We start from the raw sequence: 16,010 nt of genomic DNA on the forward strand, positions 1-16,010 counted from the left end.
GAGCGAGGCGGGGCATGCGCCAGCACCATCCGCGGGCCTGCGGCGGGTGCAGCACCGGAGCCCCCACGCGACCGCCCGGGCGGTGGAGGAAGGCGAGCTCGAGCGGATCCTGGAGGAGACGGACGACCGGGGTACCCCGCCCGATGTGGTGGTCGAACCGGATGGGCAGCAGAGGTCGCGCCGTGGCTGAGCCGTCACCACGCCCGCCATTTGGCCGGGTGAAGCTCTCGCTCGGTGACCGCCACATGGCCAGCCGGGCCGACAAGGCGCGCTCCGACCTCTCGGCGGTGGCCTTTGGCGGCGGCTACCTGTGGCTCGCCAGCGATGAGGGGGCAATGATCGAGCGGCTGCGCCGGATCGACGGGCAGGAATTCGGCGACCACCGCGCCTTCGACCTGACCCAGCTGCTGAAGATGCCGGTAAACAAGGAGGATCCCGAGATCGACATCGAGGGCCTAGCCGTCGATGGCGACCATCTCTGGATCGTCGGATCGCACTCCTTCACCCGCGACAAGCCCGAGCTGGGCGAGAACGACCAGCAGGAGGCGCTGGACGAGCTGGCCGACATCGACCGCAATCCCAACCGGCGGATCCTGGCGTGCATTCCCCTGGCCATGCTGGGCGGGGATACCGACGGCATGCCTGGGCGGGCACCCCGGCTGCGGGCCGGGCGCAAGCGCAGCGACCTGCTCGACCTCCTCCGCGACGACCGTCATCTCGCGCCGTTCATGGCGGTCCCGGCCAAGGAGAATGGCTTCGACATCGAGGGCGTGGCTGTCCAGGGCGAGCGGGTCATGCTCGGGCTGCGCGGCCCGGTCCTGCGCGGCTGGGCCATCATCCTGGAGATCCGGGTGAAGCTGCACGGCGACCTGCTGAAGCTCGGCAGACTGGGGCCGGGCGGGCTGCGCTACCGCAAGCATTTCCTGGACCTGGACGGCTGCGGCATCCGCGAACTGTGCCGGCTCGACGGCGACCTGCTGGTCCTGGCAGGCCCGACCATGGATCTGGACGGCCCGGTCCGTCTGCATCGCTGGACCCCGCCGGACGGCGAGGCGGCCGAGACCATCACCGGGCGTGACGGCTGCCCCATGGTGCTGGAACTGCCGGCCGGCCACGGCTGCGACCATGCCGAAGGCGCGGCGGTGCTGGAGGGGCACAACGGTCCGGAACTGCTGGTGGTCTATGACACGCCCGCCGAAGAGCGCCTGTTCGGTGCCCGCGGCGTCCACGCCGATCTGGTGCCCCTGCCCAGGCGCAGCTAGTCCTGGTCGGCCGGCTGTGCCTTGAGCACCAGCGTGGCGTGGCCCAGGATCGACCAGCCGGTCCCGTTCTCGACCGGCGGGGTGCCGCCGCCGTCATAATCGGACGATTCACTGGACCAGAGCAGCTGCCAGGCCCGGCCGGCGGGCGGCGCCAGGAGGGGCTCCGGCAGGCTGGTGCGCTCCAGGTCCGGGCCGAGATTGACCAGCACCAGGCGATCGTCGCCATCCTCGCCGAAGAAGCGCAGGAGGAACGCCTCCGGCCCGAGCACGGCTCCGTCCAGGCCATACCTGCCCTGTGCGGCGAATACCGGGTCTTCGCGGCGCAGCCGCAGGAGGTCGCGGTGCAGCGCGCAGGCATGGCCGTGGCGCTCCGCTTCCGACCAGTCGAGCTTGCAGCGCTGGAACAGTTCAGGGGAGGCGGGGTCGGTCAGCCGGGCCTGCATCTCCGCCGTGGCCATGGCCGGGAACTGGCCGAGGAAGTCCCGCCGGCCCTCCCGCACGGCGACTGCCAGCTCCGGCCCGTGGTCGGCGAAATAGAAGAACGGGGCAGAGGCTGCGAATTCCTGGCCCTGGAACAGCATGGGCGTAGCCGGCAGGAGCAGCATGAGCCCGGTCAGGGCGCGCAGCCGGGCAGGATCGGTGCGCTGGTGCAGGCGCAGGCCGCGGGCGCTGTTGGCGATCTGGTCGTGGTTCTGGGTGAAGCTCACCATCGTCCAGGGCGGCAGGTCCAGGCCGGGCGTGCCGCGCCGCTTGCCCTGGTGCGCATAGCCCTGGCCCTGGAACAGATAGCCGTGCTTGGCCGCGGAGACGAATTCCTGCGGGCTGCCGCGATGGTCCTGGTAGTAGGCCGGGCGGCGTCCGGTTACCGCCACCATGGCGGAATGGTGCAGATCGTCGTTCCACAACGCGTCCAGCCCGAAGCCGCCCCGTTCCGGCTGGCGCACCAGCCGGGTCTCCTGCGGCTCGTTCTCGCCGACGATCACGATCCGGCGACCGCCCGCGGCCGCACGTGCGGTGCGCGCGATTTCGGCGATGATGTGGTCGCGCGAATCGTCCTGCATGCTCTGGGTGGCATCCAGGCGCAGGCCGTCGAAGCAATACTCGTCGATCCAGAAGGCGGCGTTGCTCGCGAAGAACTCGCGCACCGGCCCGGAATTCGGGCCGTCGAAATTGATGGCCTCACCCCATTCGTTGTCATGACGGTCGGTGAAGTAGTCCCTGCTGAACCGGGGCAGGTAGTTGCCGTCCGGACCCAGGTGATTATAGACGACGTCCAGGATCACGCCGATGCCGTGACCGTGCGCGGCGTCGATGAAGCCGCGCAGCTCGTCCGGGGTGCCATAGAGCCGGGTGGGCGCGAACAGGCCGACCCCGTCATAACCCCAGCCGAACCGGCCCGCGAACTCGTTCACCGGCATCATCTCGATGAGCGTGATGCCGATGTCGCGCAGGAACGGCAGCTTCGCCTGTGCGGCGGCCCAGCTCCCTTCGGGCGTGAAGGTGCCGACATGCATTTCGTAGATGACCTGGCCCCGGATGCCGACACCCCGCCATTGCGGATGCCGCCAGCGATAGCTGTGCGGGTCGACCACCTCGGATGGCCCGTGCGGGCCCTCGGGCTGGCGCCGCGATGCCGGGTCCGGCAGGAGCTGGCCGTTCCCGTCCAGGCGCAGCCGGTAGCGGTCGCCGGTTCCGATCCCGGGCAGGAAGCCGGCGAAATAGCCGCCTTCCTCGGCCGTCAGCGCTGCCTCCCGGCCATCCGCCAGCACGACCGAGACCTCGGCAGAGGCCGGCGCCCAGACGCGGAACGAGGTCCCGCCGCCGCTTGGCTCGGCACCGATCGGCATCCGGCGCCGCAGCGCCGGCTCGGCCTGGCTCATCACGTTCATCCGAAAATCCAACTGGGTTCAGCCGACGTGGTTGAACCCGGGCACGGCGCCCCCGTTCCATCAACAGATGGACAGTTGCCCTGCGGGAACCCCCAGGCCCGCAACGGGCTTGCCCGACGGATGGCCCACAAGCCTTTGGAGATGGCTGATGCCGGAGAACACCTGGTGGAAGCGGGGAATCGTCTACCAGATCTACCCACGCTCCTTTCAGGATTCGAACAGCGACGGCATCGGCGACCTGGAGGGCATCCGCCGGCGGCTCGACCATCTCGCCTGGCTGGGCGTGGACGCGGTCTGGCTGTCCCCGTTCTATCCCTCGCTCATGGCCGATTTCGGCTACGACGTCGCCGATTATTGCGGGGTCGACCCGATCTTCGGCTCGCTCGACGACTTCGACCGGCTGATCGGCGAGGTGCATGGCAGGGGTCTTAAGCTGATCGTCGACTTCGTGCCCAACCACACCTCCGACCAGCATGAATGGTTCCGGGAAAGCCGCTCGTCGCCAAACAACCCGAAGCGCGACTGGTACATCTGGCGCGATCCGGCCCCGGGCGGCGGGCCGCCCAACAACTGGAACAGCAATTTCGGCGGGCCGGGCTGGACCTTCGACGCGGCGACCGGCCAGTACTACTACCACGCCTTCCTGAAGGAGCAGCCCGACCTCAACTGGCGCAACCCGCAGGTCCGGGCGGCGATGCATGACGTGCTGCGCTTCTGGATGCGGCGGGGCGTGGACGGGTTCCGGGTCGACGTGATCTGGCACCTGATGAAGGACGAGGGCTTCCGCGACAATCCGGTGAACCCCGGCTACCAGGCCGGCCAGCCGGACATCAACCGGACCCTGCAGATCCATTCCACCGACCAGCCCGAGGTCCATGGCATCATCGCCGGGATGCGCCGGGTGCTGGAGGAGTTCGACGACCGGGTACTGATTGGCGAGATCTACCTGCCGCTCGACCGGCTGGTCACCTATTACGGCGAGAACCTCACCGGCGCGCACCTGCCGTTCAACTTCCAGCTCATCCACATGGCCTGGCGTGCCGAGGACATCGCGGCACTGGTCGAGGAATACGAGGGCGCCATCCCGCCGGGGGGGTGGCCCAACTGGGTGCTGGGCAACCACGACCAGGCGCGGATCGCCGCGCGCGTGGGCGAAGCGCAGGCGCGGGTCGCGGCCATGCTGCTGCTGACCCTGCGCGGCACGCCGACCATGTACTATGGCGACGAGATCGGCATCGGCCGGGTGGAGATCCCGTTCGACGCGGTGCAGGACCCCTGGGAGCGCAATGAGCCGGGCCTGGGCCTGGGCCGCGATCCGCAGCGCACGCCGATGCAGTGGGACGGCTCGCCCCATGCCGGTTTCACCACCGGCCGGCCCTGGCTGCCGCTGACGCCGGACCACCAGAGCCGCAACGTGGCGGTGATGTGCGAGGACCCGCGCTCGATCCTGACCCTGTACCGCCGGCTGATCCAGCTGCGGCGACGCCATCTGGCCTTGAGCGTGGGCGACTATGTCGGTGCGCACGCCGATGGCCAGGTGTTCGCGTATGAGCGGCGCTTCCGCACGGAACGGCTGCTGGTCGCCCTCAACTTCAGCCATGCGGCGCAGACGGTGCCGCTGCCGGAAGGGGGCAGCAGTGCGCAGGTGCTGCTGTCGACCCTGGCCTCCGGTGAACCGTCCATCCATGGCCAGGAGTTGGCGCTGCGTCCGGACGAGGGGGTGGTCCTGGCTTTGGGCTAGAGGCCTGACACTGGGTCGGGACGGCCCTGCTTTCGCCGGCTGTCGTGGCCTGCCATCCTGGCCGCCATCGTCGATCGGGTTCGGAAGGAGCGAAGAATGGCCGGTTTGAACAACAGCATGCTGGAGCATCTGCCGGCCGGCATTGGCAAGCCGGGCTACGACCGGGCCAGGGTCACCGCCGGCATCGCGCATCTGAGCGTCGGCAACTTCCACCGTGCCCATCAGGCCGTCTATCTCGACCGCTGCCTGAGCATGGCAGGTCAGGAGGGCTGGGGCATCCTCGGCATCGGCCTGATCGACAGCCCGGCCGAGCGGGCCAAGGCGGCGAGCCTCGCCCGACAGGACGGGCTCTACACGCTGAGCGTATTCCCGCCCGAAGGTAAGCCCGGCAGTGAAGTGATCGGCTCGATCGTCGACTATCTGTTCGCGCCGGCCGACCCGGCGCTGGTGCTGGAGCGCCTGAGCGATCCCGCGATCCGGATCGTGACGATGACCATCACCGAGGGCGGCTACAACATCGACGACAAGACCGGCGCGTTCCGGCTGGATGCGCCTGAAATCGTGGCAGACCTGGCGCGGCCGGATGCGCCGGCCACCATGTTCGGCGTCGTCACAGCGGCCCTGGAGCGCCGTCGGAAGGCGGGCGTCCCGCCATTCACGGTGCTGTCCTGCGACAACCTGCAGAACAATGGCGAGGTGGCGAAGAAGGCGATCCTGGCATTCGCCGGGGCGCGCAGCCAGGAACTCGCCGGCTGGATCGCGGCAAATGTCGCGTTTCCGAGCTGCATGGTCGACCGAATCACGCCTGCCGTGCTGCCCGAGGACGTCCAGCGGCTGAATGCGCTTACCGGGATCGCCGACGAGGCGCCGGTGTTCGCCGAGGACTTCATCCAATGGGTGGTCGAGGACCACTTCCCGGCAGGCCGGCCGAAGCTGGAAGCGGTCGGCGTGCAGTTCACCGACGACGTGAAGCCCTATGAGCAGATCAAGCTCAGGATGCTGAACTCATCGCACCTGATGCTCTCCTACCCGGGCCAGGTCGGCGGCTACCGCTTCGTCCACGAGGCGATGGCGGACGAGCGGATCATGGGCCTCCTGCGCACCTTCCTGGACAAGGACGTCATCCCGCTGCTCTCCGCGCCGGCGGACATGCCGCTCGAGCGCTACCGGGACATCGTGCTGGCCCGCTTCGCCAACCCGGCGATCAACGACCAGAACGCGCGGCTCACCTCGGACAGCACCTCCAAGATCCCGGTGTTCCTGTCCGAAACGATCCGCCAGTGCCTGGAGCAGGGGCGCGACCACCGCCGCCTGGCCTTTCTCCTGGCCGGTTATGCCCACTATCTCCTTGGGGTGGACGACAAGGGCCAGCGCTTCGAGCCGATCGAGCCGAAGCTGGAGGATGCGGACCGGGCGCTGGCGAGCGATCCGGACCCGGCCGCACCGTTACGGATCAGCACGCTCCGCTTCCTGGAGCTCGATGCCAATCCGGGCTTCGTCCGGAGCTTCGTCGGCTACCGGAAGGCGATCGCCGGGAAGGGCATCCTCCCGGCGCTCGCCGACCTCCTCGCCGAGCCCGGCTGACCCGTCAGCGGACCTCGGCCATGATCAGGCGGCGACCGGCCAGTAGCTTACCGGTCGCGTCGCGCAGGATCGGCATGCGCGGGTTCTGCTCGTGGCGGGTGACCGCCGCCTCGTCGGCGTAGAGCTCGTTCACCATCACCTTGTTGGGGATGGGCGTGCCGTCGCGCTCGATCGGCTTGATCACCTCGAAGCGCAGGCAGCCTTCCTCCTCCTCGAGGGTCAGGCGTGCGTGCTCGCTGATGAGCCGGGTGAACTCGGCTTCCTGGCCATCCAGGGTGTCGAACTCGACGATGATCGCGATCTGCGGCAATAGTTGGGCCTCCCTCGGCCGGTTCGGTGTCCACGGGGGAGGTTCCGACCGCAAGCCGTCCATGCCCCGTTGCCCGTCCTGGCTAGTGCTGTGTGCTGCGCCGGTCCAGGGCCTGCTGGGCATGCCAGGCCGTCAGCCCGGTGGTGGCGCGCTCCAGTTCCAGGCGCAGGCGCTGGACCTCGGCCGGCCCTCTGGCGAGGAGTGCCGCATCGTCCAGCCCGCGCCAGCCGAGCAGCACGTCGAACAGGGCGACGGCACCGACATGGGCCGCACTGGAGCGCAGGGCGTGGGCGTGGTCGCGCATGGCCGCGACGTCCTCCTGCGCCACCGCCTGCTCAATGCCGTCGACCAGCTCGGCCGCCTCGCTGACGAAGGTATCGAGCAACTCGTCGATGAAGCCGTCGCCCTGATCCAGCACCGCCAGCCCCTCCAGCTTGCGCCGGTCCAGCACCGGGCGCGGATCGCCCGCGCTCGCCAGCGCCACCACCGGGCGGGGCTTCGACAGCTCAGTGACCAGTTCGGTGGGCTTGGCCGCGGACGGGACGGCCGGCTGGGGCGGCGCCACGCGGACCGGCCTGGGTGCCACCGGATCGGCCGCAGGTGCACCGCTGGCGCGATGCTCGGCCACCAGCCGGTCGATCTGGTCGAGCAGGGTGTCGGTCTCAATCGGCTTCATGGCATAGCCGGAGAACCCGACCTTGCGGCATTCCTCGACCGTGGCATCGGTCACATCGGCGGTGAGCGCCACCACCGGCGGCAGGTCGTCCTCGGTGAACCTCAGGAGCTTGAGCGCCTCGATCCCGCCCATGCCTGGCATGTTCAGGTCCATCAGCACGAGGTCGAACCGCTCGACCGCGATCCGGTCGACCGCCTCCTGGCCGGAGCCCACGATCACCACCTCGTGCCCGGCGCTCTCCAGGATGCGGCGGGCGACCTGCTGGTTGGTCAGGTTGTCCTCGGCGATCAGGAGGCGGGCCGGATGCCTGGCGATCGCCGGCTGCTGCCTGGATTCCAGCGCCGGGGCCTGGTGCGGTGCCAGTGCCGCCCGCACCAGGACCGGCAGATCGTGCTCGATCCCGTCGGGTGCCACGCTCGCCATCGCATAGTCCGGCCGCAGGGCGGCCGCGGGCTGCAGCACCACGATGTCGACCTGGACCTCGATCCGCCGGGTCACCAGGTCGAGCAGCTCGACCGCATCCTCATGGCCCGCCCGGCCCAGCACCAGCAGGCGGCGGCCGTGGCCGCGGCGCAGGAGCAGGGCGGCGGTAGCGAGATCGGTGGCCGGCTGGGAGGAGATCCCGGCGGCCCGGATCGCCGCATGGGCGCGCTCGGCCAGAGCTCCCTCGCCCAGCACCACCACCGTGCCGTGGCTCGGCAGAGGCGGCAGCGCTCCGGTGGCCACCGGAACCAACGGCAGGGCGAAGCCGAACCGGGTTCCCTGGTCCGGTGCACTGGCGACCGCCAGCCGGCCGCCCATCAGCTCCACCAGTTCCTTGGCGATGGTGAGGCCGAGCCCGGTGCCGCCATAGATCCGGTTGGTCGTCTCCTCGGCCTGGGTGAAGCTCTCGAAGATCCGCGCCTGCAACTCCTGCGGAATGCCGATCCCGGTATCCTCGACGTCGAAGCCGACGCCCGCCTCGCCATTCGGCAGCATCACCCGGCTCACCCGGATCGTCACGCCGCCCCGCTCGGTGAACTTCAGGGCGTTGGCGATCAGGTTGGTCAGCACCTGCTGCAGGGCGGACATGTCGCCGGTCAGGCCCGGCGGCACCTGCGGGTCGAGCACCAGGCGCAGCCACAGGCCGCGAGCCTGGGCCTGGGGCTCCAGCATGCCGCGCAGGATGCCCAGCAGCAGGTGGACGTCGAACGGCTTGCGCACCACCGCGAATCGGCCGGCCTCGATCTTGGCGGCGTCCAGTACCGCGTCGACCAGGCCCAGGATCGTGCCCGACGCGGTGCGGATGGTGCCCAGCATCTCACGCCGGTCATCGTCCTTCTCGTCGCGGCGCAACAGGTCGGACAGGCCGATCACCGCGTTGAGCGGGGTGCGGAACTCGTGGCTCATCACCGCGAGGAAGCGGCTCTTCGCCTGGTTGGCCTGCTCGGCCCGCTGGACCGCCTGCTCCAACTTGCGCAGCAGGACCGAGACGTAGGCCGGCAGCACGACCAGCGCCATGATCAGCGCTATGTCCAGCTGGGGAATCTGCCGCCAGTTCTTGTTGAAGAATACCACCAGGCCGAACAGCACGAGCGACATGCCCGCCGAGGCGAACAGATAGGGCCGGCCGAAGCGGAAGCCGTGGCCGAAGATGATCCAGAGCAGGATCGGGTAGAAGGGCGAGGCGGCCATGCCACCCACCAGCATCACCGCGTTCACGCCGGTGGTGTCGATCAACATGCCGAGCAGGCGCCGCACCACGTTGACGCCCGGATGGAGCAGAATGTGGCCGAACACCAGGAGCGAGAGGCAGAACGCGCCCAGGCTGATCGACAGGCCCTGGACCAGGAAGCGCTCCGACGCCTGCCCCGCGGGGGCGGCGAACAGGATATAGAGGCCGATCAGCACCGAGAAGCCGATGCGGATCAGCGCCTGCTCGTGCTCCGAATCAGGTCGCCCGGCCAACCGCCGCCTGATCCACGCAACCGGGGACTGGCGCTCGCGGGGCGGCGGTGCGTCATCCGTCACCACGTCCGGGCTTCCCGCTGCTGGTTCCACCGGTCGAGGCCGGCCCGGTGCTTGGCACGACGTGCAGCCGCTCGAACTCCTCGGGCGGCATCGGCATACCGATCAGATGCCCCTGGATCTGGTCGCAGCCGATCTGCTGCAGGATCCGGCGCTGGCCGGGCGTCTCCACCCCTTCGGCCAGGACGATCAGACCGAGCGTGCGGGCCAGCTCCACGATCATGTGGACGATGCGCTGCGACTGCTCGTTGGTTTCCAGGTCGAGCACGAACTGCCGGTCGATCTTGAGTCGCTGCACCGGCAGGCGCTGCAGGTAGGCCAGCGATGAATAGCCGGTACCGAAATCGTCCAGGGACAAGGACAGGCCCAGGTCGGAGAGGAAGCGCATCGTGCCCATGGCCTGGGTGGTGTTCTCGAACAGCGCGTCCTCGGTGATCTCGATGTCGATCCACCTGGGGTCGATCCCGGTCTCGGCGAGCAGCTGGCCGATCTGCCGTTCCACGCCCTTTTCCCGGAACTGGCCGGGGCTGATGTTCACCGACATGGTGAAGCCGCTGATGCCGCGCTCCTGCCAAGCGCGCAACTGCCGGCAGGCCTGTTGCAGCACCCAGTTGGACAAGGGGGCTATCAGTCCGATGTCCTCCGCGACATGGAGGAACTCGCCGGGCCTGACGATGCCGCGATTGGGGTGGTTCCAGCGCACCAGCGCCTCCACCCCGACCAGCCGGCCGGTCTGGAGATCCTGCTGCGGCTGGTAGTGGACGGTGAACTGCCGCGCGGTCAGGGCTTGGCGGAGCTCACGCTCGAGCTGGATCGTCCGCTTGGCCGTGACGTTCATCTCCTCGGCGAAGAACCGCCAGGTGTCGCGGCCGGACTGCTTGGCGCGGTGCATGGCCAGTTCGGCGTTGCGCAGGAGCTGGTCCTGGTCCTGGGCATCGGTCGGCCAGATGGTGACGCCCATGGATGCGCTGACGTTGATCTCGCGCTCGTCGATCTGGAACGGCTCGGCGAAGATCTCGCTCAGCCGCCCGCACAGCTCGGCCGCCTCGTCGGGCCGGCGCAGCCCCGGATGGACGACCAGGAATTCGTCGGACCGCAGCCGGCCGAGCGTCTCCACCTCCTTCATCCGGCTGCGCAGGCGCTGGGCCAGAGCCTGCAAGAGCGCGCTGCCGAACGCGTCGCCGTAGGCGTTGTTGAAGCTCTTGAACCGGTCGATGTCGATATGGACCAGCGCCATCAGCGCACCTTCGGCCCGGGTGCGGCCAATCTCCTGGCTGATCCGCTCCAGCATGGCCTGGAAGGAGGGCAGGCTGGTCAAGGCATCGACCCGCACCGCCGGTGCCGCCGCGGACTGGTGGCGCAGTGCCTCCTCGATCTCGTGGCACACCGTCAGGACATGGCTCACCTGACCCGCGGCATCGGCGAGCGGCGCGCATGCCAGCAGGACGTGGCGGCCCTGGCCGACAGCGTCGATCAGCTCGATCCAGGGCTGAACCGAGCCGTCGCCCGTTTCCAGGATCTTGTCGGCCTGGAGCTGGTGGCGGATCGCGATCTCCTCGCCCAGCACGTCGCGAAGGCTGGGCGGCTGACCGTTCGCGGCCGGCCCGGGTGCCGCCATGCCCACCAGCCGGAGCCAGGACGGGCTGGCGGCGACGATGCGCCCGGCCGGATCGGTGGCGAAGGCCGGCATCTCCAGGCGGGCGCACAGGCTGGCCGGATCCAGGAGAAGGGCGGCGGCACCGCCGTTGCCGGTCAGGCGCTGCTCCAGGTCCGCCGCGCGCTCGGCCAGCAGGCGCTGCTGGCGGCGCATGGTCAGGAGGTTCTTGATCCGGGCGCGGAACTCCAGGTGGTCGACCGGGCTCAGGAGAAAGTCGGTGGCACCTGCCTCGAGCGCCCGGTAGCAGTAGTCGCGGTCCTCATACACAGTGACCACGACGATCGGGATCAGTTCGCAGCCTGGGCGGGCGCGGAGCCGGCGGATCAGTTCGGCACCGTTCATCCCGGGCATGTTGAAGTCGGTGACCACCAGATCCGGTGCGCCGGAGGCGTCGATCGCGGCGAGAGCGGCCACCGCAGTACCATAGGCCTGCACGATCAGGCCTTCCTCTACCGACTGAGCGAGCCTGGTCAGGATGTTGCGGTTGGTGACCCGGTCGTCGATGACGACTATCCTCGCCATCAGACGTCTCGACGGCGCCAGGCGATAGCGCCCGCCAGCGGCCCGAGCGAGCCCGGGTGGGCGAGAATGCGCATCCGGGACGGTCGGCTAAGAGGCAGGACAGGTGTAGACGTCACGAAGCTCCCCTTGCTCGCGCTGTCGATGATGGTGTCGGGCGCAGCCAAGTCCATGCGTAGCTCTGAGGTTGAGCCGGTGATCAGAATGTTTCACAAAATGTTGTCATCCGAGCGGACACAAGTCCAGCATTGGCAGGGCCTATGAGCGAGGCGCGGCGTGACTACCCCGCCGGTCCAATCGTCGGGGTCGGCGTGGTGGTGCGGCACGGGGGGCGGGTGCTGCTGATCCGGCGCAGCAAGCCGCCGCGTGCCGGGCAGTGGAGCCTGCCGGGCGGGCGGCAGCATCTGGGTGAGACGGTCGAGGCGGCGGCCCGGCGCGAGGTCATGGAAGAGACTGCGCTGCCCTTGGCGACCTGCCGCCTGCTGACCACGGTCGACCTGATCGAGCACGATGCCGACGGTCGGGTGGCCTGGCACTACACGCTGATCGACTTCGTCGCCGATGCCGAGCACGACCGCGCACAGGCAGGCGACGATGCCGCCGAAGCCGCCTGGTTCACGCTGGAAGAGGCGGTTGCGACCGTGAGCTGGGAGGAGACCCGGCGTATCCTGCGCATGGCGATGGCCGGGTGAGGTCGAAAAAGCGGCCAGGTTGTCGGCCGCGCTGGCTCAGGCTTCCTCGCGCTCCGTGCCGGCCAGCACGCGCGCCAGGTTGCAGAGCGCGTCCTGGTGCTTGCGGCTGCTGATCGACGAGAAGTTGCGCGCCAGTTCCAGGAGCATGCGCTGTTGCGGCATCAGCTCCTTGTCCTTGGGCTTGGCGTTCTTGTCGGGCTCGACGTCCTCAAAGAAGTAGCTGATGTCGACACCCAGCGCCTGGGCGATCTGAAACAGCCGGCCCGCCGAGATTCGGTTGATGCCGGTCTCGTACTTGTGCGCCTGCTGGTAGGTGACGCCGATCAGCTCGGCCATCTGCTGCTGGGTCAGGCCCAGCATGATCCGGCGCTGGCGAATCCGCATCGAGACGTAATGGTCGACGTCGAGTGCCCGGGACCGGCCGCCGGTGCCACGAGAGACGACCTTGCTGGTGGCCATCTGATTCATGAAGTGAGATCTCCAGCCGCGTTCGAGACCCCCGCATTCCGGTTCGTCTCGCGTCCCGATCGATTTCGTTAAAATACCAGCTAATTTGTGCGAAGCTAGCACTTCGACAATTTCTCATCAACCGTAATAGTTGAACTCTTAGACCTCGGCGGCCTCCCCTCGGCTGACCGCGTCCGGCGCCAGCACGCCCAGGACGAGACGGGCCTCGAGGGCCTCCACTGCTACGGCGGCGGCGCCCCCGGACAGGCACAGCAGTGGCAGGTCGGCCCGCGCCCCCGGCATGAGGCGGCCCAGCACGTCCCGGCCATCCGCCAGCCGCACCAGCGCGTCGCGTCCGAGCGCCTGATCCGGCCGCAGCGGATCGGCCGCCACCAGCAGGAGGTCGCCCGGGCGGTAGCGCGGGTCGTAGCCTGGATCCTCCAGAAGCCAGGCCAGGAGCCGGTCCGAGCGCAGCTCCAGGGGCAGAGTAGCTGCTTCCAGCGGATGGACGACCCCGCCGGACCCGATCCGGCCGCCCTGGGCCAGGGTTGGCCGCTTCGGGCTGCGGCCGAACCACAGATATTCCGGGGTCGTGTCGAGCAGTTCCGCGATCCGGTCGATGACTTCCCGGGGCGGCGCGTACTCGTCGCGCTCATAGGGGCCGATCGCGGTCGGGTGCCGGTGAATCAGGCGCGCCAGCTCCACCTGGGACAGGCCCTTTGCCATCCGGAGCGCGCGCAGCCGCGCGCCGAAGCTGTCCCCCTTCATTCGCCCTGCGCTCCGGTCTGCATCGTCCACCTCCGGTTCCAAGATACATTGCAGGACTAGAGGAAGATACAGATAAACTATATAACGCCCGAGTTGTTGGATTCCCTCGACACTCCGGACCCGGCATCACGGGACCAGCGAGAGCAGCACGGTCTGCTCGCTCGCCGGCAGGTGGATGCGGATGTCCTGTTCCCAGCGCCGGGCACCGTCGCTGAACCAGCGCGACATGGGGTGGCCGCTCTGGCCGCCCGCGGTGACGATCCGGATGCCTTCCGGCTCCGCCAGGTCCGCCACCATGCGCAGGCTCGCCGCATGGGTGACGGTCCGCCGGACCAGGCTCGCATCTACCCGGGCTCCGGCCACGTCCACGCTGTAGGGGTCGCCTGCCTTGGTGAGCTGTTGGCCGAACCAGCCACCCAGCAGTGGCACATCGCCCAGCACCGCATGGGCCAGCTCGGCATGCTGCACCCGCTGGAGCATCCATGCCTGTGGCCGGGCGCCGAACGCGTCCACCAGTGCCCGGTGCGCGTCGGCGAGCGCCAGCCCGGCGATCTGCGCGCAGTCTTCCACCGGCTCCGTTCTCCGGTCATCGCACCAATTTTGCCGGCTGCGCAGCAGGTTGGCCAGGAAGGCGCCGCGCAGGCCGCCCACCAGCGTTGCAGCCGGGCCCAGCTCGTCGGCACGTACTCGCCGCGCGAAGTGCTCGGCCCAGGCCAGGAACAGGCCGGCCTGCCAGCTCTCCTCAGCCATCGTGCCGTCCCAGCCGGCCATCGCCGGCAGCAGTGCCGCCAGCTCCGGTGCCAGCCCCCTGGCACGCAGCAGGGTCGGCAGCAGCTCAACCGCGAAGCCCGAGCGGTGGTCGCGCTGGATGTCGATCAGGTCGCTCCCGTCCAGCATCGGCCTTGCCGCGAGCAGGGCGTCGATCCGCTGGCGCCGCCAGTCCGGTTCCCAGCTCGTGGCGACGAGATGGGGATAGTCGTCGTCCACCACCCGGTCGTTGCTGTTCGCGACGCTGCCGCTGATCGGATCGATCCGGGCCGGCAGCTCGTCCGGCGGGATCGTGCCGGTCCAGTCGAACCGGCCGCTGGTGCCGTCCACCGGCATGCTGCCATCACCCCCGCGGCGCACCGGCACCGCACCGGCCACGACCAAGCCGATCTGCCCAGCTGCATCGGCCATCACGAAGTTCTGCACCGGGTTGTGGTAGTCCCGCAGCACCTGGCGCGCCTCGGCGATATTCTGGGCGTAGGGCAGGCGGAAGCCGGCCCGAATCGTCCGGTCGTCCGGGTCGAGCACGGTCCAGGCGAGGCTCACCACGGTGCCGGCCGCGTGCGGCACGCCCACTAGGTCGGAGATCACCGGCCCATGCCGGGTGGTGCGCACCGACAGCACCTGGTCGGCCTCGCCGGCCACCCCGATCCGCTCCGTGCGCACCGAGAAGGGCTGGCTGCCCTCCGGGGTCAGGTAGGCCGCGGGATCGGCCGGATCGAGCGTCTCGACGAACAGGTCCTGCACGTCGGCGCCGGTCGTGGTCAGGCTCCAGGCGAGCTGCCGCGTCCGGCCGATCACCACGAACGGCAGGCCCGGCAGGGTGGCGCCGGTGACCGCCAGGCCCGGCGCCTCCAGATGGGCTAGGTACCAGACCCCGGGCGAGCGCAGCTCCAGATGGGGGTCGCCAGCCAGCAGCGCTCCGCCGCTGGCACTGCGCCTGGCCGCCACCGCGAAAGCGTTGGAGCCGGTGCCCGGGCCCGGCGGGGCCGGCAGGGCTGCCGCCAGCTCCGCCAGGAACCGGTCCGACAGGCGGCTGTCCGCCGACTTGGGCAGCGCCATGCCCGGCCACAGGTCCTGGATCAGCTCGGGCGGCAACACGTCTGAGAGCCGCTGGCGCAGGATCTCGGCGCTCATGTCGCCGTCCAGGGTCAGCGCCATCATCTTGACCCAGACCGCGCTGTCCGCCGCGGTCCACCGCTCCGGCCGATGCCAGAAGATCCAGAACTCCGGGGGCAGCAACCGGTCGCGGCCCTCGATCCAGTCGTTCACGCCCTGGACATAGGCATCCAGCAGCGTGCGCGTGGCCGGATCCAGCCCGGCCACCGCCTGCTCGGCTGCCCGGTAGAGCCCCAGCACGCGCAGGTGCCGGTCGATCGGCAGGGCCGCCGGCCCTACCAGCTCGGCCAACCGACCCTGGCCGACGCGCCGCTGGAACTCCATCTGCCAGAGCCGGTCCTGCGCCTGGACGAAGCCCAGGGCACGATAGGCGTCGCGTTCGCTGGACGCCCGGATGTGCGGCACGCCGAAGCGGTCGCGCCCGACCGCCACCGGGCCGTCCAGCCCGGCCAGGCGGTAGCTGCCGCTCGTGCGTGGCAGCGAGCCGATGCCTGCCGTGAGCATCAGCAGGATCGTCAGAAGGAGCAGCAGGATGACGGTGCCGGCCAAGAGGCGCAGCGGCCGCCGCACC

12 protein-coding genes are annotated in these 16,010 nt (G+C 69.4%); 5 read left to right on the plus strand and 7 right to left on the minus strand.

Annotated features, from left to right (window positions below; genetic code table 11):
* Window positions 1-190: hypothetical protein (locus VNS22_RS20385; RefSeq protein ID WP_325735696.1), on the plus strand; the 190-nt coding region annotated here is incomplete at its 5' end.
* A complete protein-coding gene (locus VNS22_RS20390) occupies window positions 183-1,262 on the plus strand; it encodes a DUF3616 domain-containing protein (RefSeq protein WP_325735697.1) in 1,080 nt (359 codons plus the stop codon). The genes VNS22_RS20385 and VNS22_RS20390, both read left to right, overlap by 8 nt.
* Here VNS22_RS20390 and treZ read toward each other — a convergent pair.
* Complete coding sequence (gene treZ, locus VNS22_RS20395) at window positions 1,259-3,142, minus strand: malto-oligosyltrehalose trehalohydrolase (protein ID WP_414653399.1); 1,884 nt, start codon at window positions 3,140-3,142, stop codon at window positions 1,259-1,261. The genes VNS22_RS20390 and treZ overlap by 4 nt on opposite strands.
* A 157-nt stretch (window positions 3,143-3,299) precedes the next feature.
* On the opposite strand from treZ, the gene VNS22_RS20400 reads away from it, so the two are divergent.
* Window positions 3,300-4,892 carry an alpha-amylase family glycosyl hydrolase gene (locus VNS22_RS20400; protein ID WP_325735700.1) on the plus strand — a complete coding sequence of 531 codons (1,593 nt, stop codon included), beginning with the start codon at window positions 3,300-3,302 and terminating at the stop codon, window positions 4,890-4,892.
* A gap of 96 nt (window positions 4,893-4,988) precedes the next feature.
* Complete coding sequence (locus VNS22_RS20405) at window positions 4,989-6,476, plus strand: mannitol dehydrogenase family protein (RefSeq protein ID WP_325735702.1); 1,488 nt, start codon at window positions 4,989-4,991, stop codon at window positions 6,474-6,476.
* 4 nt (window positions 6,477-6,480) lie between these two features.
* On the opposite strand, the gene VNS22_RS20410 is transcribed toward VNS22_RS20405, so the two are convergent.
* The 3 genes from VNS22_RS20410 to VNS22_RS20420 all read right to left on the minus strand — a co-directional run bounded on the left by VNS22_RS20410 (window position 6,481) and on the right by VNS22_RS20420 (window position 11,648).
* Window positions 6,481-6,786, minus strand: coding sequence for a putative quinol monooxygenase (locus VNS22_RS20410; RefSeq protein ID WP_325735704.1), 306 nt, complete (start codon window positions 6,784-6,786; stop codon window positions 6,481-6,483).
* Window positions 6,787-6,868: 82 nt separating this feature from the next.
* Complete coding sequence (locus VNS22_RS20415) at window positions 6,869-9,409, minus strand: ATP-binding protein (protein WP_325735706.1); 2,541 nt, start codon at window positions 9,407-9,409, stop codon at window positions 6,869-6,871.
* Window positions 9,410-9,461: 52 nt separating this feature from the next.
* Entirely contained in the window at window positions 9,462-11,648 is a 2,187-nt protein-coding gene (locus tag VNS22_RS20420) for a GGDEF/EAL domain-containing response regulator (protein ID WP_325735708.1), read from the minus strand.
* A gap of 257 nt (window positions 11,649-11,905) precedes the next feature.
* Here VNS22_RS20420 and VNS22_RS20425 point away from each other — a divergent pair, with 257 nt between their 5' ends.
* The gene (locus VNS22_RS20425) at window positions 11,906-12,337 is read left to right on the plus strand and encodes an NUDIX hydrolase (RefSeq protein WP_325735710.1); all 432 of its coding nucleotides are present in this window, start codon (window positions 11,906-11,908) and stop codon (window positions 12,335-12,337) included.
* Window positions 12,338-12,373: 36 nt separating this feature from the next.
* On the opposite strand, the gene VNS22_RS20430 is transcribed toward VNS22_RS20425, so the two are convergent.
* The 3 genes from VNS22_RS20430 to VNS22_RS20440 all read right to left on the minus strand — a co-directional run bounded on the left by VNS22_RS20430 (window position 12,374) and on the right by VNS22_RS20440 (window position 16,009).
* On the minus strand, window positions 12,374-12,796 hold the full coding sequence (locus VNS22_RS20430; RefSeq protein ID WP_349261851.1) for a helix-turn-helix transcriptional regulator: 423 nt from the start codon (window positions 12,794-12,796) through the stop codon (window positions 12,374-12,376).
* Window positions 12,797-12,943: 147 nt separating this feature from the next.
* Complete coding sequence (locus VNS22_RS20435; protein ID WP_325735714.1) at window positions 12,944-13,552, minus strand: helix-turn-helix transcriptional regulator; 609 nt, start codon at window positions 13,550-13,552, stop codon at window positions 12,944-12,946.
* Between the two features lie 126 nt (window positions 13,553-13,678).
* A complete protein-coding gene (locus tag VNS22_RS20440; protein ID WP_325735716.1) occupies window positions 13,679-16,009 on the minus strand; it encodes a penicillin acylase family protein in 2,331 nt (776 codons plus the stop codon).
* Window position 16,010: the final 1 nt, after the last annotated feature.

The sequence above is a fragment of the Geminicoccus sp. genome, assembly GCF_035556675.1.
Taxonomy (GTDB): Bacteria; Pseudomonadota; Alphaproteobacteria; order Geminicoccales; family Geminicoccaceae; genus Geminicoccus.